A 19,961-nucleotide genomic window follows, 5' to 3' on the forward strand; every position below is an offset into this window, starting at 1 on the left:
GATTTCAATAATGATACTTCCGTAACCAAATTGGCCCGCCATTACTGGGGGGAGGTGAAATTCCTATGTGCTTGAGTAAAGCAGCTGATAGATAAGAAAAACTACTATTTAAGTATCTGTATTAAGATGGTATACCGTTAGATGTGATTTTATATGAATGTAATTAATTATATTCATATTTGAGATTCCTAGTTATATAAGAAAATTCTTTTTTAAAGTCTACTATTAGAGGGAAACTATGTTGAGTGATACAAATCTGACAGAGGAGGGTGAAAGAGTTGGAGGTTAAAACAAATGTTAATTCTTTTGAAATAGAATTCTATTCAATTTTACAAAAAAAACTAGAAAACTACACAGAAGAATTGCTTGCAATAAGTCAGTTACCGTTAGTCTTAACAAACTCTGATTTAAAGAAACTTTTCCAGATCAGTGATAGTACACTGAATCGTTTAATAAAACTTGGTGATTTTCCATCTTGCTGGTATGGGATTCGGGGACATTATCTTCGTGATGATATTTTACAATGGATGAGAAAGAGTGATTCGAATGATTATCGTGAAAAACTTCGACTTTTGCGTTCTTTATAATATTCCATTTTTTCTATACTTGCGGTACTATTTATATAGAGAGAATAAGAGATTTTGTGTTTTTCCGATTAAGGGGTTCTTCTTTCAAAAGGAGGAATCTGTAATTGAAAACAAAAGATCGATTTAAGAAGCACATTAGTTCTACTGGTAGAGTCACGTGGTATTTCCAAGCGTTTCGGACAACAAGACGTGGTTTTAAGTCAAAACGTGAGGCACAACTTGCATATCTTGAAATGGAGAAGCAACAAAGGATTAAGAAAAAAATCATTGCGAGTAACGATAAGTTCAGTGTTGTAGGTGAGCAATGGTTTAAATATTATCGTTCGTTAAATGAGCAAAAAGAAACAACTTATGATAAGCGAGAAGAACAATTAAAAATTATTGTTCGATGGATTGGTGATAAAAAGTTATCTGATTTATCACCAGAGTGCCTTCAAGAACTACTTTTCAATTTGAAAGAACGTGGTGTTAATGGAGCAAATGTGGGCTATGCAAAAAATAGTTTGCAATCACTTATTCAAGTTTTGAATATGGTTTTCAAATATTGTCAAAGGAAGAATTTGATAAGTGAAAACCCAATGAAGTCTGTGAGAATGCCAAAATATCAGTTGACGGTAAATGATTTAAAAGAAGCCGTGAATAATATTGAGGACAAGTTTCTTACTGTCGATGAATTGAGAACTTTTTTGAATTATGGCCTTGTTCATGAGGAATTACCGATGTCTGTCCTTTTCCATGTTTTGTTTTACACTGGTTGCCGCGTCAGCGAGGCTCTTGCTCTACAGCCTGAAGATATAGATTTCAAAAGAAATGAAATTCTATTCTATAAGCAAACAGTAGTTAAGGGTAAAAGTAAGGATTTTCGGATTGAAACTACTAAGACAATTAGTTCTGCTAGGCGAGTTCCGGTAACGCCTCTGGTTATGGAAAAACTGCAACACTTGATTGAGGCTTTGGATGAGATGAGACAATATCACAGGTTTAATATAGAAGAAACATATTTGTTTGTTTATCTTGATTCTAGTAAACGTGGTGTTCCTTATCGTCGAGAGTATGTAAATGATCATGTCAAACGGTGTGTTAATCGTTCGGGAATTAATAAACCCTTTCATACTCATCTGGCTCGCCACACAATGGCAAGTTTAGTAGCTGAGTATTGTAGTTGGGATGTCTTAAAGGATCGATTAGGTCACACAGATCGAACAACTTCTAAAATTTACCGCCATTTAACATCAACTGAAAAGGTAAAACCTCTGATTGCTTTTAGTTCTTTAGAAAGTTAAAAAAACGGTAAAAACACTGGTATTAAAAGATTCTTGAAAACTGCATTTTTTTAGAAGTAGTCAATATGTAGTCAGAAGTAATAAAAATCCTTTTATATCAACACTTTAACGACTTTTCACAAGTATCAAAGAAATCCGTCGTTAATCCTAAAGATGTATTTCGAACCCTTGAGGAATCAAGGGTTTTTTGTTTTTTAGAAAATCTTTGAAAAGCAGCGACGCTTATGATTCATCCGGCTGTTGTCCATCATGAGCCGGCCATTGACAATCCAGCAACTGCATATTCGTAAAGATAGCTTTGAAAGAAGATGCTTCAGGAGAGCAGGCGTAAATTCCAAAGCGGATTTTATTCTTTCCATTGAACATGTGGCAAATGCGCATTTGCTGAAATGTTTTGCCATCAGGTGAGCACTCAATACAATAGTCGTCTTCGCGTCTGCTTAGGCGGTACCACATAGACTTAATCGAAGCATCGATTTCGGTTGTTGCCCAGTCAGAAAACCCATGATTTGTGACGACACTTCCCAAATGCTGAAACTCTTCATTTTCATATTCAATCGAACCTTTTAGCCAATTTTCACTATCTAAATACATGACAATCCCACATTGATCAAAACGATGGTAACTTTCAGTAAAATCTGTTTTTACGACAAAGCTAAAATACTTTTCATCCGTTTCCATCTGGAAAACGGGCGCGTTATCATTTTGAAAATGATAATATGTATTTTGCCACAGATCCGTATGCGGTTTTGTAAGAACCTCTATTTTGTCATCCAACAGCTCGTAGCTTTCTGGCAAACGAGTCCACTTAAAATCCTGCAAGTTCATATTTTTACCCTCCATAGATTCTGTCTTAATAAAAGGGTATCAAAAAAGCAGCTAGTGTTCTAAGAAAAAGACTATGCAAAGAGAAATTTGAATACAACTGTATGAACAATCTTTGCAAATATTTGATAACGTCCTAATTTTTACTTTGATTCCTTTCATGCAAATAAATGATAAATGACTGTTGAATTTGGTTTTCTATCTCGGAACCAAATCTGGTACAATTAGGTATGGTATTTATCGTTTACTTATTTTCGCATTTTTTAAAATGAAAAGAGAAAGGAAGTGAAGGATAACTATTTGTGAATCCATAAACAAATAGGGCTCCGAAGATATGAATCGAAAAGCACTATGGGTAACACAAACAGGCGTTTTATTGGCATTATTGATTGTCGTACAGGCAGTAACAGCTGGATTGGGAAATACCTTAGTCACGGGTTCTTTAGTCAATTTGATTTTGATTGTCGCTGTAACTACAGGCGGATTAGCTAGTGGATTATCAATTGCGTTGTTATCACCGATTTTTGCATTTATGCTTGGTATTGGGCCGGCATTTCCACAAATTGTATTTTGTATAGCAATTGGAAACGCAGTTTTAGTAACTATCTGGCATTTTATCGCTGGATTCAATAAAAAACAGGGAATTGCGAATTTCGCATTAGCGACGGTGATTGGTGCCCTTGCGAAGTTTGGGGTATTATATTTGTCAATTGTTCAATTCGTTGTTCCGATCTTATTAAAAATGCCAGCTCCTAAAGCTGCAATGGTTTCCGGAGCATTTTCGTTTCCACAGCTGATTACAGCTTTGATCGGCGGCGCATTATCTATTTTAGTCGTTCCTGTCCTTTCTAAAGCGCTAGGCCGTCAAAGAGTGAGCTAAGACGTTTTTTACAAATATTTTTGCTAAATAGATTTCAAGATAAATCCTTTCAGTTATAAAATCTTTCTAGATTTTTTATAACTGAGAGGATTTTTTTAGTTATCAGATGTGATTAAGAACTAGTTGACTTAAATTTTTTTTTAGCAATCTTGACTAAAGCTTCGGTGATTTTTTCGTAGTCAGATTGAACAAGTTTTTGATGACAATAGATGATCGGTTGATGCAAACGCAGAGCAGAGATAGTATCAACCGAAATAGGAATCTCACTAATGATGATGTCAACACTGTCATCGAGACTATTGGCCGTTTTTAAATTGAAATAAGATGAGAAATATTGACACACGTCATTTTGCAATGCTTGATTTGAAATGATCGAAAGAAAAGCGACTGTAATTGGTGCTGTATGTTTACCAAATTCAATGCTTTTATCATAGATTAAGCAATATTGAGAAAGAAGATAATTATAAAAATCATCGTCGCAATCATATTCGATTGATCTCATTTCAGCTTCAACGAGCGATTGAATATGTTCAATCTTATATTTCTTTCGAGAATCAATTGCTTCATGTGAATAATATGGAAGCAGCGTCAGAGTATAATTCAGCGGTGCACCAATAAAAGCAACTCGATAATGTAAGCACAATATGGAGTAGAAAATTTTATTTTGTTCTTTTTTAGTTAACGGAATATCTAAATGATAATTTATTCGATCCATAATTTGAAAAGCATTGTGAGCGAATTGTTGGTCGTTAAGCCGTTCATCTAAAAGAAAAAAATCAGGAGGTGTATCAATAGAAGAGAAACTGCCAATAGCAAGCAGACTGCTACAAATCAGCTGCGTCTCAACCTTCAGCTTCTTCTCTGAATGATGAGGCAGATATCTACCAATAGAGGTAGCGAAGGTACTAAAGGCTTCTGTATTAGAAAGCGAGTATGGTTTGTAAAGGGAGATCGAAATAGTTTCTTTATCAATACTAAAGCCCCGCCGTTCTCTTAAAAGGTGAATGGCTAAGTAATAATGAGTTAGTACATTTTTGTCCAGTGATCTAACGTTGTAAACTTCATCAGGACAATCGTCTAAGAGTGAGGACAGGTCTAAATAACTGAAGGATGGAAATGGCCAGTACCCAGCACCGTAAGTCGCGAGATATAACGCAGTATAGAAAAATCTTAGACTGACTTCATTACCGTCTAGATTGACTTTTCGTCGTGAATGAATCCTTAAGCCCATTGGTTTGAAGTAGTGGTTCAATTCGGTAATGATCCTGCGGACGTGAGAGTAAGATACGTGTAGGCTGTTTGCTGTGTCTTGCAGGGTATCAAACGAGGTCATTAACAATGATTCAATCAACTTAAACTTAGCCGATCGCTTGATATAGAAGTTTATAAAATTTTGAATATTAAAGGATTCAGAAAGCTGTAATTTAAATAACTGGTTTGATTTAGAATAGCTTAAATCGATAAAACTAGAACTCTCAGAAAGACGAATATCTTCAAGAATCGAATGGAAAATAGAAATAGCAGTTTGATTATTGATGTTTAAAGATTGCAAAAGTGTTTCCAAAGTACAGATATGATAATCAGAATCAAAGATTGTTTGAATGAAAAGCAGTTTCTTTTTATCAAGCTTATCGACTAAAAAATCCATTTTATTCTCCTTTTGTCATCATATTTAGATGAAGAGTATCATATAACACTTATTAGCGATAGAAATTAAGTTTGAAAGCACTTTAAGTGAAGGGACTTTAAAAATATTTTTAATAATAGTGTTTGTTTTTATATGGAAAAATATTAAATAGGAGAGATACCAACAAGTAATAATAATTATCGCAAGTGTTCTTTTTTTATTACATATCAAGAAAAATTGAACAAATCACAGAAATAAATTCTTGTAACCTAAACTCAATAATAATTTAAAAATAAAGGGATAGAAAAAGGAATTTTTTTATTACTAAATTTTAATTTCTTGCAAAATAAGCTTTTTTAATCTAAAATTAATTTATTTTTCTAATATTAAGAAAAGAATGTAATTAATAGTAACGCTATCTTTTGTAGAATATGGTAAGAATGAATTTCTAGTTCGAAGGGAGTGGTTGGAAATGATTCTTGAGCTAATGGATAGTCGTTATTTAAAACGTTTTTTGTTACTCGATTATTTACATATCAATCAAAACCATTCAATTGAACTAATGGAATTAGTAAAGTTATCACAGGTTTCTTATCCCACTGTTAAAAAAATCATTACTGATATACGGATGGATATTATTGATTTAGGCTATAGCGAGTATGTGGAATTGATTGATTTGCCGGAGCAGAACAAAGTGATTTGGAATGTGAAGAAAAATTTCTCATTAATGATTTTTCGACTTTATTATTTAGAGAATTCTTACCGTTTCCAGTTGTTTTCATTATTTTTAGAACCAAAAGAATGGACGATTTCTGAAATAACGAAAAAAATAAATACTACATATACAATGGTCAAAAAAGAACTCATCTATTTGGAGCGATTTATTACTATAAATGCCAATAATCTTCATCTAAGAACAGACCGCAGGCTGACTTTATTAGGAGACGAGGTAACGATTCGCTTGTTTTATACAGGGATTTTTCAACAAGTTTACGGTGGGTATAAATGGCCATTTGTTTTTATCAGCACGAATGAAATAATAAATTTATTAGAGAGTTTAGATGTTGGAATATATCGAAAATTCTCAGCAAGATTTGTAAGTATTCATTATGGATTAGCGATCTCGTTATTGCGAGCAAACAAACGCTCGATTCCCGACAATGTTTATTACTGGGAGCCCATTAGTATTCAGGAAAAGAAAATGTATGACCATTTATTTTCGTTACTAAAAAAGAAAATGGCTATGATTCATCCAACTATTTTAAAACGAGAGGTTAAATTCATTATCAGTTGCATCATCGCCAGCGATCTTGGACACCATGATGGCAGCCTTCCTGTTTTCTTTAATGAATCTCCGAAGCTAAAAGAAATTGGCTTCCTACATATGATAAACGAAAAAGTACATATGGTTGAAAGATTTGCATTGCGTGAAATGACAACTAAAGAACGTGATAAACTATTTGCTCGACTGGTGGGTGTATTTTATCAAATTTTGATTTACCAAGAGGCTCTGCATCAACGGCTGATTGACCTTTATGTCTATCATCCTTTTGATTTTCCTGCTAATAAAGAGCGAGAGCGGACTTTCTATCAAATTTTTATGAGTAAATGTAGTAGAAATTTGAACGCATTTGAAGCGGAATATATTGAGTATTTCTGTGTAGCCTATTATAAAATTCTGTTCTTTGAATTGGATAGGCAATTGTTTCATCCTAAGATTCGTATTTTTATTATTAGTAATCGAACACCGGAAATGCTAGTTAGCACGAAGCTACAGACGATTGGAGACTATTTTTACATTGAAATAGCTGATTCTCTTTGCAGAGAAGTAGATTTAATTCTTACGGACATCGCTTTGTCGAATCAAACAAAATCATTTTTACCAAGAAAAATTCCGATTCTTTATCTAACTGAGGGATATTGTCCAAGTGACAATAAACTACTTCAAGAAATATTGCCCAAAATTGCGGATAAAAAATATCGTGAAATTAAAAAAATTGGGCATGAAAAGAGATTTTGATAAAAATAGGACGTTACTAGGAGCAAATTAGATTAATACTTTATTCGAATTTGCAAAATTAAGCATCAGTTGCAGGAGCGAATCTATTAGAGATTTATAGGAACACATCTTTTAGATTCTCTTGTTTAACATTTGTCATAGTTTGAATGATTAAAAAATATAATGTAGATCTATTCTGCTATATAAACAACGAAAAATAGAATGATTTCTTCATCTAGCTAATAGATACGCTTAGAAGATCAATGCTTTTCTCTTCTTTTTAACATTCTAATGAAGAAGAGAAACTAAGATGGATTAACCATAAGTAAAGGAGCAAAACGATGGGACAAATATTATTTATTACAAAATGTATCGAACGAGAGCGTTTTTTAGAAGGCGCTTTTAGACAATTAGGGCATGAGGTTTTTCTTTCTGATCAGTTTTTAACTCTTCATATAAAAAGAGACACAGTTGCTTCATTAACTGATTTTTTTAAAATAATTGTTTTGAGTGAGACATTAACGAATCAAGAAGTTCTTTTATTATTGAAAAGCTTTAAGGGGCAATCGTTAAGCATTTTTAGAGAAGTAGAAAGGCTGCCGACTAAAAAGGAGCAACAACTTTGGACTGAAAGAGGCATCAATGAATGGCTTGTAAAGGATATGATGCTGGAAGAAATAAGAGAAATGCTGGATGGCTACATTGATTCTTCAAAGGAGAGGCAGATCTTCACGGAAGAGGAGGAGAATGAAAAACGATCATTGAGTAGTTTAGCACTAAATTCAACGCAGTTACGTTTTTTACAAATTCTTTATCGGGAACACGATCAAATCATCTCTCGGGAAAAAATGTGCGAATTACTTTGGGAACGCCCCGGTAATGCCTCCAACTTATCTCAATTGTCTTGCTTAGTGAAACTATTAAGAAAAAAACTTAATGACCAAGGAGTCGAAGGGGAATCGATCCTTACAGTTTGGGGACAGGGTTATCGGTTAAGTGACACCTTCTTTAAACAAATAACAACTGAAATAAAAATTTAAAAGTAACTAAATAAAATGAGTTTTCGTTCATTCGTAAAAAAGAGCTGACCCGAAAGTCTATGAGACTTTTGGGTCAGCTCTATCTTTATACAGGGAGTTAAACTTTGACTTTTGTACGATCACGATAACTGGTATGAAGAATATGATGCGCTTTTAAACTGCCCGGTTTTTCCAAGAACTCTTGATAGATTTTTTGGACGATTGGGCTTTCGTTTGATTTCCGCAGTCCTTTACCTTTGTCTTCGGCATATAATGCAGCTGCTCGTTTTGTTTTTAGATCAACGAAATTACGGACTGATGCAGGTTGAACAGGTTGACCGCCACCGTTGATACACCCACCAGGACACCCCATGATCTCAACAAAGTGGTAGAATTTTTCACCGGATTGAATCTGTTCCAGTAATTTCTTTGCATTGCCGATTCCGGAGGCGACTGCAACATTGATCGTTGCACCACTCATTTCGTAGGTTGCTTCTTTAATGCCGGACATTCCACGCACCTCTGTAAATTCTACTTGTTCCAGTGATTGTCCGGCTAATGTTTCAGCCGCAGTTCTTAAGGCCGCTTCCATGACACCTCCGGTAGCTCCGAAGATATATCCAGCTCCTGTCGCTTCATCCAGTGGATTATCGAAGGCTTCGTCTTCTAAATCCACGAAGCGAACACCAGCTTTGTCGATCATTCGAGCTAATTCGCGAGTGGTCAACGCAACATCACAGTCGGAATAGCCAGCCGCTGCTTCGTCCTCCCGCGTGACTTCGAATTTCTTAGCAGTACAAGGCATAATTCCCACCACAAAGATATCCTTTGGATCGATGCCTTCTTTTTCAGCATACCAAGTCTTCGCAAGGGCACCGAACATTTGCTGCGGTGATTTACAAGTCGACAGATTGGGAATCAATTCTGGATGATAGTGCTCACAATATTTGACCCAGCCCGGCGAACAGGAGGTGAACATTGGGAATGGCCCATTATTTCCCACACGCTCTAAGAATTCGTTGGCTTCTTCCATGATTGTAAAGTCAGCGGCTACATTGGTATCAAAGACTCTGTCAAAACCAATTTGACGTAAAGCGGCGATCATTTTTCCTTCCACGTTGGTACCAATCGGCATATTAAAGGCTTCTCCTAAAGTCACACGAATCGAAGGAGCAGTCTGAACAATCACATGTTTGGTTGGATCTTCCAAGGCATCCCAAACTTCTTGTGTCTGGTCTTTTTCATGGATTGCGCCCGTCGGACAAACTACGATACATTGTCCACAGGAAATACATGGAACTTCACTGAGATTTTGTTCATAAGCGCTGCCGATATGGGTTTCAAATCCGCGATTATTCGGACCAATTACACCAACTGCCTGCCATTTTGAACAAGCAGCGACGCATCTGCGGCAGAGAATACATTTATTATTATTTCGAACCATATGAACTGCGCTGTCATCAAACTCGTATTCACAGTTTTCCCCGTTGAAGTAATCTTCGTCGGCAACATTGAATTCTTTACAAAGCTTTTGCAGTTCACAATTTCCGCTGCGGATACAAGAGAGGCATTTCCGCTCGTGAGTCGAGAGAATCAGCTCCAGAGTCGTCTTTCTTGATTCAAAGACTTTTTTCGAGTTAGTCTTGATATCCATACCTTCAGAAATTGGATAGACACAGGCTGTTACTAAACTACGGGCACCTTTGACTTCTACCACACACATGCGGCAGGCACCGATTTCATTGATTTCCTTTAAAAAGCATAAGGTAGGTATTTCGATATTATTCACCCGTGCTGCTTCAAGAATAGTCGATCCTTCTGGAGCAGTACAGACTTTTCCGTTGATGGTAATCATAACTTCTTTCACTTGCTCCACCTCCTATATGACTGTAATCGCATCGTAGCGACAGGTATCAATACATAAGCCACATTTCGTACAGATCGACTGATCAATTTCGTGTGCTTGTTTCACTTCACCACTGATCGCACTTACTGGACAACCTTTGGCACAGGCTCTGCATCCTGTACATTTATCTGGCAGAATACGGTATTGAATCAAGTTTTTACATACGCCAGAAGGACAACGGCGCTCTAAGACATGAGCTTCATATTCTTCTCTAAAATAGCGCAGGGTAGAAAGCACAGGATTCGGTGCTGTCTGTCCTAGGCCGCAAAGTGAGTTCTCTTGGATATGATGACAGAGTTCTTCCATCCGATCCAAATCGTCTAGCGTTGCCTTACCCAGAGTAATTTTTTCTAGGATTTCTAAAAGACGTTTTGTTCCGACACGACATGGGACACATTTTCCGCAGCTTTCCTCAACAGTAAATTCTAAGAAAAATTTGGCGATGTCCACCATACAGTTGTCTTCATCCATGACGATCAAACCGCCCGAACCCATCATTGAACCGATTTTCTTCAGGTTTTCATAATCAATTGGTACATCATAATGCTCTGCTGGGATACAGCCGCCAGAGGGACCGCCTGTTTGAGCTGCTTTGAATTTCTTGCCAGCAGGAATTCCTCCGCCGATATCTTCAACGATTTCTCGTAAAGTAGTTCCCATTGGAATTTCCACTAGTCCAGTATTCTGGATTTTTCCGCCAAGAGCAAAGACTTTAGTTCCTTTTGATTTTTCTGTTCCGAAGCTGGCAAACCATTCAGGCCCTTTAAGAATGATTTGAGGAATATTCGCTAATGTCTCAACGTTATTAACGATCGTCGGTTTTCCAAACAGTCCCTTGACGGCAGGAAAAGGCGGACGTGGACGAGGCTCGCCGCGATGACCTTCAATACTTTCGAGCAAAGCGGTTTCTTCCCCGCAAACGAAAGCGCCAGCACCTAAGCGCAAATCCAGATCAAAAGAGAAACCGCTACCAAAAATATTTTTGCCTAAAAGTCCCTTTTCACGTGCTTGCTTGATGGCGATACGCAAACGATTTACAGCAATGGGATACTCTGCTCGGACATAGATATAGCCCTGGTTCGCACCGATTGTATAACCCGCGATGGCCATGGCTTCGATGATTGCATGAGGATCACCTTCCAATACGGAACGGTCCATAAAGGCACCCGGGTCGCCTTCATCGGCGTTACAGATAACGTATTTTTGATCCGATTGGCTGGCTTTGGCGAAAGACCATTTCATGAAAGTAGGAAAGCCAGCACCACCACGGCCTCGCAAGCCTGAAGTTTCTAAAAGACTCAACACATCATCGCGAGAGTATTCATTTACAACAGTAGCTAAAGCTTGATAACCATCGAAGGCGAAATATTCTTCGATTTTTTCCGGGTTGATCCGTCCACAATTTCGCAGAGCAACTCGTTTTTGCTTGTGATAGAAGGGAGTGTCCATTAATTTGTTAATAATCTCTTTGGTGTCGGAGTCATGATAGAGTAATTTCTCAACTAATTTCCCATTGATTAAATGATCTGAAACAATTTTTTTCGCGTGTTTTGGTTGAACTTGATGATAGAAAACGGCTTCTGGATAAATAATAACAATCGGACCTTGAGCACATAAACCAAAACATCCCGTTTTTACGATATTTACTTTATTCGTCAATTCATTCTTCGCTAATTCCTCTTTAAGAGCATTGACAAACTCGCCGCTTTTAGATGAAATACAGCCGGTTCCAGCACATATAAGAATCTCTTTCTCATATTGCTGTCCTTCGATAACTTCATCATCTAAACGCATCGTAATCATCTGACGATAAGTATTTCGAAGTTCGTTTAACTCATTCCAATCTTTCATATTTTTTCTCCTGACTCTTGAAGTTTTGTATAACAAAAAACAATTTTTCCACAAATCTTTTTTCAATTGGCTTTTAAATATGTAGTAGATTTCTGGAGAGGGAGGATCAATAATCAGTTATTCTCTTTTTGATATGTGACGAGCACTTTATCAGCTTTTTTCTTAGACAAACGACCATAGACTTCTTCATTGACTGTTAATACAGGTGCTAACCCGCAGGCACCAATACAACGGCAAGATTCTAAAGTAAATTTGCGATCTGCAGTGGTTTCACCAGGTTCAATCTTTAATTCAGAGGAATACGAATCTAAGATATCCCCAGCTCCTTTCACATAGCAGGCGGTTCCCATACATATACTGATCGTATATTCTCCTTTGGGCACGAAGGTGAATTGGGCATAAAAGGTTGCGGTGCTGTAAAGCTCTTCCATAGGAATCTCCAATTCTTTAGAAAGCCTTTTCAAAATATCGATTGGCAAATAACCATAGATTCTTTGAGCTTCCTGCAAAGCAGGCATCTGTGCGCCACGCTGCCCCTTTAGTGCCTCTATGCAATTTTGGAACTCTTGGTACTGACTTTCGGTTTCGATAAAATCAAACGCTACTTTTGTACTCATATAATTCTGTGTCCTCCTTTCTACGCTCAACCAAATTCTCTAAATACTCACAACATTGTTTATCAAGCAAAGCTGGTTATATAGATTAAGTATATCAAAAATGACGTCAAGTTTGTGATTAATTATACAAATGAGAATGATAACTGTTCTCGGACTTAAAAATTGAATTTGGCATAAGAGAAATGAACTATTATCGGAGATAAATGAGAATCGACATTAAAAATAATTTCGTTATTATAAATAGGGGATATAGCGTCTTTAGCTTTTTAAAACAAAGAATAATATATTTATCTCTTTCATAAACTGTTCTTTTAATAGAGAAAAAAAGCTTCTAATTGTCTCGCAAAGTTAATAATACCTATATATCCAAAATTATTTTAAAAAAATAAAAAAAATAAATTGGTATTGTATGGTGATTAACGCTATGCTTATTTTATAGAAATTATTATTTTAAAGTTTAGAAATAAAAGCGCTTTAATAGAAAATAGAAAGTAGGAAATCAAATGACTGAACACGGACTGAGCCAACGCCAAATCTTTGGAGTAATAAGAAAGAACCTAGAAGCCAAAGCACTTAAGCAATTTGATGAGTTTCATGATGAAGCAACGTTGTTAGAATATGCTGTTGCGGTTCTCGTGAGGAATGCACTTGTGCTTGGCGACTATTCATTTTTCTTAAAAGAACAGATCTGTGAAGTATTCTTTACTGCTAAACCCAATGAAGCGATGCGAAAGTTTTTGCCTTTTTTCATTTCGTACTTTTCAGACAAGGAATACAATCAAATTATTCTACGTCTGTTTAAGAATAAAACATCATATTATCAACATACTAAAACCGCTCGTGAATATAGCAAATATCTAAATAAATCAACCTCTCAAATAGTTCTTCCAGATAACCAGAAAGTTTCTATTGAATCCATTTTTGAAGATAAGAGCGGGAAGAAGCATAAATGGATTCTGCGGGATGCAGATCCTTCAAAAAAGAAGGAAGAAATTGAACATATTCTTGAGGTCTTAACACTGCTGTCCATTTTTGAAGTAAATGGCGTGCGTCGCTTTGCACAGCTAGTTAAATCTAAGCGGATTGTTAGTGAAGAGGAAGAATTAGTTAAGCAAAAAGCGGCACCGAAGAAAGTAAAGGGTAAAAAAACTGCTGCGAAAAAAGAACAGCAGGAGTCTGCACAGCATTCAACTACTGAAACGAAGCAACTAAAAGATCAGCAAACGGTTCGGACAAGTATGCCTACTAATATTGATCCAAGAAAAATGGACTCTAAAGCTTTGAGGCAATCAGCCAAAACAACGATACCGTTAGAAACAGATTTGACAGCGTTTCACATTGAAAACGCTGACTCGCAGACTGATAAAATCACCACGATTCCGATAGCAACACAGGAAGTACCAGAGCATTACTTGGATCAAAGTTCACAGAACCTATCGGAAAAAGAGCTAGAACCAGCTTTAGCGACGATCGAAGCATCCGCTGAAGATACAGAAAGCCCTTCAAAACTCGACCAAGTGACTCCAACAAAGAAGAAGGTTAGTAAAAACTTGCTAAATATGCTGAAAAGGTTTAGTAAAGGAAAATAATTTAGAACTATTGTTAAGGAGTTTATTTGGCATGGAAACTGTTTTTCTATCAGTAAGTCTGTGATCATGAATCAGATTTCAGGATGAAGAGTATCTTTTTTTTAGCCCATAGATATAAAGAATTGTTTTTTAAGCAATGGAGTAATGCGCTCATTTTTGCCTAAGCTGAAAGAAATCCTATATAATAGAAAAAACAGCGACGGGAGAAGACGTATCATGACTCAGGAAGATGGATTTTTTCAAGGAAAAAAAGTGAATAGCAGGAAATTACAGGCTTACGGTTTTAAAGAAAATGGGGGAGTTTATTCTTATGATACGAAAATCATGCAAGGGGATTTTCAATTGACTGTGACCATTTCAAAAAAAGGACAAGTAGAGACAAACCTGCTGGAACTTGCCAGTGAGGAAGAGTACATCCTGCACCGAACCTCAGCAGCTGGTTCCTTTGTGGGTGCAGTCAGGTCGGAGTATCAGTCAATCCTGCAAGATATTGCCGATAAATGCTTTGAATCAGATTCTTTCAAAAATGAGTCAGCAAAAGAAGTCATCAATTATATCCGCGATACGTATCAAGATGAATTGGAATTTCTCTGGCCTAAAACTCCGGGCAATGCCATTTTCAGAAGAAAAGAGACAAAAAAATGGTATGCAGTATTATTAACGGTTCAGAGAAATAAACTTGGTTTGCCATCAGATGAGCAGATCGAAATTCTAGATTTAAGAAATCAACCAGAAAAGGTCGCAGCACTTGTAAAGGAGAAAAACTATTTTCCAGGCTATCATATGAATAAAAAATACTGGCTAACGATCTGTCTTGACGGAACGGTCCCTTTTAAAGAGATTAAACTACTGATTGATGAAAGCTATCAGCTTGCGTTGAAATAAAAATGAAAGAAGACAGTAGTTGGGGAACAGCTACTGTTTTTCTATCAATAAATTTACCTATTGACATGGGACGCGTCCCATAACCTATAGTAGTATTAGGACGGAATGAGGTGGTAGTTTTGGTAAATATTCGTGATATTGCTGAGATGACGGGAGTCTCTAAAACAACAGTTTCAAGAGTCATCAATAATCAGCAATATGTTTCTGAAGATATCCGAAAAAAGGTTCAGGCGGCGATTGAGGAAACTGGTTATGTGGTTAATGGCAATGCGGTAAAATTGAGTATGGGAAAAAACTATACGTTAGGTGTTACCCTGCCTTACAATAACTCCTGCTACGATCGTTTGGTTAATAGTTTGCTGTTTCACGCGCGAGAAAAGGGCTATCAGGTCCTGCTCTTACCTACCTATTATGATGAGAAAATCGAGAGTGAGTACTATTCATTGCTAGAAAAACGGATGATTGATGGGCTTATTTTAACATCTAGAGCGAGTAATTTGGATAATTGGACGAAGCTTAAGTCAAAAGGGCGGATCGTTTCAACCGAAAAGGTCACCAATCCTAAAATTCCGATGATCTTTCCAGATCGAAAGAAAGCCTATGAAGAATTGTTCAGCATGCTAAAAAAACAGGGTTTCTCTAAGGTTATTTTTACAAATAAACGCAGTCTTTCTGAAAGTACCAGTGCTCAAGATAAAGCCGCCTGCTACCAAAACTATTTTGGTGAAGTGATTGAAGGGCAAAATTTCTTTACTGGTATTGAGGATTATGACAGTGGGTATTATTGGGCGAAGGAAACCTTTAAAGAATTAGCGATTCCAGAGGTGATTTATGCCAATGCCGATGATACTGCTGCCGGAATTATTAACGGCTTGCAGGAACTCGGTATTACCCATAAAAAAGATTTCCAAATGATTGGCGAAGGAAATCAACCATATAGTCAGCTTTTAAATTTTTCAACGATCGATTTTCTGCCGCAAGAAATCGGAGCAGAAGTTATCAATTATATTTTATCGGATCAGGGAATGGTAAATGTGGCGAAGGAGCCGCGCTTTATTGAAAGATTGAATCAAGAAAGGAAAAATGGACATGCATATTGAACACGTAGCAATTTGGACTAAGGATTTAGAGGCGATGAAGGAATTTTACGAAAATTATTTCAATACCAGCAGTACAGAGCTTTACCACAATAAAAAGACAGGCTTTCGCTCTTACTTTCTCAGTTTTGATTCAGGCAGTCGGTTAGAGCTCACTTCAAAACAGCATTTGTCGAATCGAGTGGCTGACAGTCTAGGCTATACTCATTTGGCGATTTCCGTGGGATCGAAAGAAGATGTCGATAGCTATGTTGAAAGTTTTTTAGCTGATGGCTTTCCGTTATTAAATGGACCAAGAACAACTGGGGACGGATACTATGAAGCAGTGATCCAGGACCCAGAGGGAAATCTGATTGAACTGACGACGGATTAATTAAGAAGTAGTATTGTTTGTATGCAGCAATCAAAACGATTGCTGCTTTTTTTGAAAAAATTTTTTATTTCTGTATGATTGAACATATAATGACTGACAAGGAGTGTTTGGATGGAGCAAAGCAAGGATCGAAAAGTCTATAATAAACGGTTGGGTGAAGAGGATGATTTTTTTAAGAAATTCTCAGCATTGGATAATGAAACCTATCAAGCAAATGTATTGGATAAGCGTCAAAAAGAGTTAATCGGATTAACGATTTCAATCATGTCGAGATGTGAAGAATGTATTCTCTATCATCTGGAGGAATGTCAAAAAGCAGATGTGACACGGGATGAAGTGATGGAGGTTGTTAAAATGACTGTAATCGGAGGTGGCTCCGTGCTGTATCCTTTTGCACGGAAAGTTTTGAAGCTGCTAGATGAATTAAAGTATGAATAATCAATAAGTATTTTATTGATTTGTCTTTACGTGGTTTGCTATACTGGTGATGAAAATAAATTACGCACCTATAGATGAATGGAGTATGTTTTGTGAGTGTCACAGGTATCTAATCAATAAGCTGAATAGTCAGATAAACTCAGGTTTATTTGGCGTGCTTGTAGAAGTGATATCTGTCGAATGAATCGTATGTTTGTATTCTCTGACGATAGTATGACTATCGTCTTTTTTGTTTTTCTGAAAAAATCTGTAAGTGTCTTTTACAGGATTTTTATAGGTGAGACATTTATTTTCGAGGCAGATATCTCTGAATAAAAGATTGATAAGAAGGAGAATGGTGTATGCTATCGGAAATAAATGTTTCATTGAAAAGGAGAGAGACTAACAATAGGAGAAAAACAAAACGATGAAGACGACAATTATTGGAAACCACCCAGCTGAAACAATTGCTCAAATTACAGCTGTTTATAAAGATTTATTTGAATTTACTTGTGAAAAAGGACAGGGGCTAGCCAGAGTAAAGCGCGGCTGCTATGACAATAAACAAGAGAAATACCCAACGACAGGAGATCGTGTTGTCATTGATTGGCAAGGAAAAGATCATAGCCTCATCTTAACAACATTACCGAGAACTTCGGCATTATCTCGCTTAGATTCCGCTAAAGGAAAAGAACAAATGATAGCGGCGAATTTTGATTATGTTTTTATTTTACAATCGTTGAATGGCGATTTTAATATTCGACGTTTGGAACGCTATCTGACACTTGCTTGGCAGTCTGGCGGAATGCCGATTGTTCTGCTGACAAAGGCTGATCAAATGGACAACTACTTGGAGCAAATAAGAGCCGCCAGAGAGGTTGCATTAGGAACCGAAGTTCATGCAGTCAGTGTGAAAACTGGCGAAGGAATCTCAGCGCTAAATCATTATCTTTCACCGAATAAAACAATTGTATTAGTGGGTTCATCAGGTGTTGGGAAATCCACTTTAATTAATTATTTGTTGGGAAAAGAAATTATGGAAACTCAAGAGATTCGCAAAAGGGACGGACGCGGCCGACATACTACGAGTCATCGTCAATTATTTGAATTAGCCAATGGCGCGAAGATAATTGATACTCCCGGTATGCGAGAAGTTGGTATGTGGAGTGTTACTCGCGGGCTACAGGAAAGCTTTGCAGATATTGAGTTTTATTTTGAAAGTTGTCGATTCAGGGATTGCCGACATCAAAGTGAACCAGGCTGTGCTGTTAAAGAAGCCTTACAGAATCATGAGCTTTCATTAGAACGTTGGGAAAGTTATCTCAAGCTTCATGCAGAGGCGAAATACACCAGTGATAAAACAGCTTATTTACGGGAAAAGGAAATTTGGCAAAAGAGTATCAGCAAGTTTGCCCGACAAATCAAAAAAGATTATCAACATACTGCTTGTAAAGAAAGCTTTGTTTGTCAGAGATGTGGGATGCCAGCAAATCCTGAAAGTGCTGGGAGTAAACACCGGAATCATTGTCCACATTGTTTGGTGAGTCTTCATGTTGATAATCGCCCGGGGGATCGTTCTTCTATGTGCCATGGTCAAATGGAGCCGATTAGTATCTGGTCAAAAGAAGATGGTGAATGGGCACTTGTTCATCGCTGTCAAGCCTGCGGAACTTTAAAAACGAATCGCGTTGCCGCAGATGATAATCAGCAACGGTTGATTGAGTTAGCAGAAAAAGCAATGAAGCACCCGCCATTTAGATTTGGATAAAAAAATTCGCTCAGAGAATAATTTCTGAGCGAATTTTTCTGTGATTTAAATGGAATCATTGGCTGCGGATGAAAAAACAATATGAGTGGAAGGAACCCCAAAACGCATAGTCTCATCGATGAATTCTTCCAAATGTTCCATGTTCTCAGCAACCACTTTTACGAGATAGCTGTAATGCCCAGCAATGCGGTAGTATTTTAATACCATTTTCTGCTGCGCACAAAATTCGCGGAAGGCTTGACAATTTACTGTTTCAAATAGAATGAAGGCTGTAATACTTTTTCCCATCTTCTGATAATTGATATTGATGGTGTATTTTTCAATAATACCTAGATATTCCATTTTTGTGATTCGTTCCTTTACGGCGGGGGAACTAAGTGCTACCTGCTGAGCGATTTCACTATATGGTGCCCGAGCGTTTTCCTTCAAAAGATTTAGTATTTTTTTATCTGTCTCATCCATTTTGAACCAACCTTTCAAATATTAAGCTAAATCAGAAAAATCTTTTGCTTAGTAAGGTAAATGAGCGGAAAGACTTTACAAACTGACTGTCACTTGAAGTGGTTATACTTTATCATAAAATGAAACGAATAAGGGGGAAAACAAATGAAAAAAGTTCTTTTATTATTAGCCAATGGTTTTGAATCCTATGAAGCGAGTGTTTTTACTGATGTGTTTGGCTGGAATCTTTATGAAGGTGATCAGAATACCGAGCTTGTCTCGGTGGGATTGCATCCTGTTTTGTCTTGTACTTGGGGGTATTCTTGCATTCCGATGAGGCAAATTGAGGAAGTCGATTTGAATGACTTTGATGCGTTGGCGATTCCGGGCGGTTTTGAGCAGGCCAACTTTTATGAAGATGCTTTCAGTGAGGATTTCTTATCAATCATTCAGCATTTTGATAAAGCAAATAAACCAATTGCGGCTATTTGTGTTGCCGGGTTGGCAGTTGCTAAAAGCGGCGTTTTGACTGACCGCTTTGGAACCACCTATCGCTTCAAAAATAATCCCAGACAGGATCAAATGAAAGAATATGGTGTACTTGTTCAGTCAAACGAACGGATCGTAGAAGATCGTAATATTATTACTTCGTCGTCTCCGGAAACTGCCTTAGATGTTGCTTTTCGTTTACTGGAGCTTTTGACGAATGAAGAGAATACAGCAGAGGTCAAAAGAAGAATGGGCTTTGCATAAACGGATCAATAAAACCTCGCATAATTGGGCACATTTAGCGAGCA

At 37.0% G+C, this 19,961-nt stretch carries 18 protein-coding genes; 12 read left to right on the forward strand and 6 right to left on the reverse strand.

What is annotated here, in order from left to right:
- Positions 1-278 precede the first annotated feature (278 nt).
- Positions 279-587: a helix-turn-helix domain-containing protein gene (locus AUF14_RS04010; protein WP_035019937.1), complete on the forward strand. Its 309-nt coding sequence runs from the start codon at positions 279-281 to the stop codon at positions 585-587.
- A gap of 104 nt (positions 588-691) precedes the next feature.
- On the forward strand, positions 692-1,870 hold the full coding sequence (locus AUF14_RS04015) for a site-specific integrase (RefSeq protein WP_028021254.1): 1,179 nt from the start codon (positions 692-694) through the stop codon (positions 1,868-1,870).
- Positions 1,871-2,092: 222 nt separating this feature from the next.
- Here AUF14_RS04015 and AUF14_RS04020 read toward each other — a convergent pair whose 3' ends face one another.
- On the reverse strand, positions 2,093-2,698 hold the full coding sequence (locus AUF14_RS04020) for a DUF1349 domain-containing protein (protein ID WP_016182064.1): 606 nt from the start codon (positions 2,696-2,698) through the stop codon (positions 2,093-2,095).
- A 331-nt stretch (positions 2,699-3,029) separates the two neighbouring features.
- On the opposite strand from AUF14_RS04020, the gene AUF14_RS04025 reads away from it, so the two are divergent.
- Positions 3,030-3,575, forward strand: coding sequence for a hypothetical protein (locus AUF14_RS04025; RefSeq protein ID WP_016182065.1), 546 nt, complete (start codon positions 3,030-3,032; stop codon positions 3,573-3,575).
- 112 nt (positions 3,576-3,687) lie between these two features.
- On the opposite strand, the gene AUF14_RS04030 is transcribed toward AUF14_RS04025, so the two are convergent.
- The gene (locus AUF14_RS04030; RefSeq protein WP_102865884.1) at positions 3,688-5,223 is read right to left on the reverse strand and encodes a helix-turn-helix domain-containing protein; all 1,536 of its coding nucleotides are present in this window, start codon (positions 5,221-5,223) and stop codon (positions 3,688-3,690) included.
- 451 nt (positions 5,224-5,674) lie between these two features.
- Between AUF14_RS04030 and AUF14_RS04035 the strand changes: the two genes are divergently transcribed.
- Positions 5,675-7,222: a helix-turn-helix domain-containing protein gene (locus tag AUF14_RS04035; RefSeq protein ID WP_016182067.1), complete on the forward strand. Its 1,548-nt coding sequence runs from the start codon at positions 5,675-5,677 to the stop codon at positions 7,220-7,222.
- A 320-nt stretch (positions 7,223-7,542) separates the two neighbouring features.
- Positions 7,543-8,241, forward strand: coding sequence for a winged helix-turn-helix domain-containing protein (locus AUF14_RS04040; protein WP_016182068.1), 699 nt, complete (start codon positions 7,543-7,545; stop codon positions 8,239-8,241).
- A gap of 97 nt (positions 8,242-8,338) precedes the next feature.
- Here the strand turns inward: AUF14_RS04040 and AUF14_RS04045 are convergent, their stop codons facing one another.
- From AUF14_RS04045 to AUF14_RS04055, 3 genes are all read right to left on the reverse strand, one after another.
- Entirely contained in the window at positions 8,339-10,087 is a 1,749-nt protein-coding gene (locus AUF14_RS04045) for an NADH-dependent [FeFe] hydrogenase, group A6 (protein ID WP_016182069.1), read from the reverse strand.
- A gap of 12 nt (positions 10,088-10,099) precedes the next feature.
- A complete protein-coding gene (gene nuoF, locus AUF14_RS04050; protein WP_016182070.1) occupies positions 10,100-11,977 on the reverse strand; it encodes an NADH-quinone oxidoreductase subunit NuoF in 1,878 nt (625 codons plus the stop codon).
- Between the two features lie 113 nt (positions 11,978-12,090).
- Positions 12,091-12,594, reverse strand: a complete 504-nt coding sequence (locus tag AUF14_RS04055; RefSeq protein ID WP_016182071.1) for an NADH-quinone oxidoreductase subunit NuoE family protein — start codon at positions 12,592-12,594, stop codon at positions 12,091-12,093.
- Between the two features lie 503 nt (positions 12,595-13,097).
- Between AUF14_RS04055 and AUF14_RS04060 the strand changes: the two genes are divergently transcribed.
- The 6 genes from AUF14_RS04060 (at position 13,098) to rsgA (ending at position 18,723) form a co-directional block, all read left to right on the forward strand.
- The gene (locus AUF14_RS04060; RefSeq protein ID WP_016182072.1) at positions 13,098-14,183 is read left to right on the forward strand and encodes a hypothetical protein; all 1,086 of its coding nucleotides are present in this window, start codon (positions 13,098-13,100) and stop codon (positions 14,181-14,183) included.
- 216 nt (positions 14,184-14,399) lie between these two features.
- Entirely contained in the window at positions 14,400-15,068 is a 669-nt protein-coding gene (locus AUF14_RS04065; protein WP_016182073.1) for an MmcQ/YjbR family DNA-binding protein, read from the forward strand.
- Between the two features lie 119 nt (positions 15,069-15,187).
- A complete protein-coding gene (locus tag AUF14_RS04070) occupies positions 15,188-16,168 on the forward strand; it encodes a LacI family DNA-binding transcriptional regulator (RefSeq protein ID WP_016182074.1) in 981 nt (326 codons plus the stop codon).
- Complete coding sequence (locus tag AUF14_RS04075) at positions 16,158-16,538, forward strand: VOC family protein (protein ID WP_016182075.1); 381 nt, start codon at positions 16,158-16,160, stop codon at positions 16,536-16,538. The genes AUF14_RS04070 and AUF14_RS04075 overlap by 11 nt, the downstream gene beginning before the upstream one ends.
- 111 nt (positions 16,539-16,649) lie before the next feature.
- Positions 16,650-16,976: a carboxymuconolactone decarboxylase family protein gene (locus AUF14_RS04080; RefSeq protein ID WP_016182076.1), complete on the forward strand. Its 327-nt coding sequence runs from the start codon at positions 16,650-16,652 to the stop codon at positions 16,974-16,976.
- A gap of 406 nt (positions 16,977-17,382) precedes the next feature.
- On the forward strand, positions 17,383-18,723 hold the full coding sequence (gene rsgA / locus AUF14_RS04085; protein WP_016182077.1) for a ribosome small subunit-dependent GTPase A: 1,341 nt from the start codon (positions 17,383-17,385) through the stop codon (positions 18,721-18,723).
- A gap of 45 nt (positions 18,724-18,768) precedes the next feature.
- Here the strand turns inward: rsgA and AUF14_RS04090 are convergent, their stop codons facing one another.
- Positions 18,769-19,185, reverse strand: a complete 417-nt coding sequence (locus tag AUF14_RS04090) for an Lrp/AsnC family transcriptional regulator (protein WP_016182078.1) — start codon at positions 19,183-19,185, stop codon at positions 18,769-18,771.
- 144 nt (positions 19,186-19,329) lie between these two features.
- Between AUF14_RS04090 and AUF14_RS04095 the strand changes: the two genes are divergently transcribed.
- On the forward strand, positions 19,330-19,917 hold the full coding sequence (locus AUF14_RS04095) for a DJ-1/PfpI family protein (RefSeq protein WP_016182079.1): 588 nt from the start codon (positions 19,330-19,332) through the stop codon (positions 19,915-19,917).
- The last annotated feature ends 44 nt before the right edge of the window (positions 19,918-19,961 follow it).

It is taken from the genome of Enterococcus avium, from assembly GCF_002891025.1.
Taxonomy (GTDB): Bacteria; Bacillota; Bacilli; order Lactobacillales; family Enterococcaceae; genus Enterococcus_A; species Enterococcus_A avium.

Coding starts and splice junctions, on each gene's coding strand:
- rsgA (WP_016182077.1), top strand. CDS start 17,383: ATGAAGACGACAATTATTGGAAACCACCCAGCTGAAACAATTGCTCAA.
- AUF14_RS04025 (WP_016182065.1), top strand. CDS start 3,030: ATGAATCGAAAAGCACTATGGGTAACACAAACAGGCGTTTTATTGGCA.
- AUF14_RS04055 (WP_016182071.1), bottom strand. CDS start 12,594: ATGAGTACAAAAGTAGCGTTTGATTTTATCGAAACCGAAAGTCAGTAC.
- AUF14_RS04095 (WP_016182079.1), top strand. CDS start 19,330: ATGAAAAAAGTTCTTTTATTATTAGCCAATGGTTTTGAATCCTATGAA.
- AUF14_RS04065 (WP_016182073.1), top strand. CDS start 14,400: ATGACTCAGGAAGATGGATTTTTTCAAGGAAAAAAAGTGAATAGCAGG.
- nuoF (WP_016182070.1), bottom strand. CDS start 11,977: ATGAAAGATTGGAATGAGTTAAACGAACTTCGAAATACTTATCGTCAG.
- AUF14_RS04080 (WP_016182076.1), top strand. CDS start 16,650: ATGGAGCAAAGCAAGGATCGAAAAGTCTATAATAAACGGTTGGGTGAA.
- AUF14_RS04030 (WP_102865884.1), bottom strand. CDS start 5,223: ATGGATTTTTTAGTCGATAAGCTTGATAAAAAGAAACTGCTTTTCATT.
- AUF14_RS04020 (WP_016182064.1), bottom strand. CDS start 2,698: ATGAACTTGCAGGATTTTAAGTGGACTCGTTTGCCAGAAAGCTACGAG.
- AUF14_RS04090 (WP_016182078.1), bottom strand. CDS start 19,185: ATGGATGAGACAGATAAAAAAATACTAAATCTTTTGAAGGAAAACGCT.
- AUF14_RS04035 (WP_016182067.1), top strand. CDS start 5,675: ATGATTCTTGAGCTAATGGATAGTCGTTATTTAAAACGTTTTTTGTTA.
- AUF14_RS04075 (WP_016182075.1), top strand. CDS start 16,158: ATGCATATTGAACACGTAGCAATTTGGACTAAGGATTTAGAGGCGATG.
- AUF14_RS04060 (WP_016182072.1), top strand. CDS start 13,098: ATGACTGAACACGGACTGAGCCAACGCCAAATCTTTGGAGTAATAAGA.
- AUF14_RS04040 (WP_016182068.1), top strand. CDS start 7,543: ATGGGACAAATATTATTTATTACAAAATGTATCGAACGAGAGCGTTTT.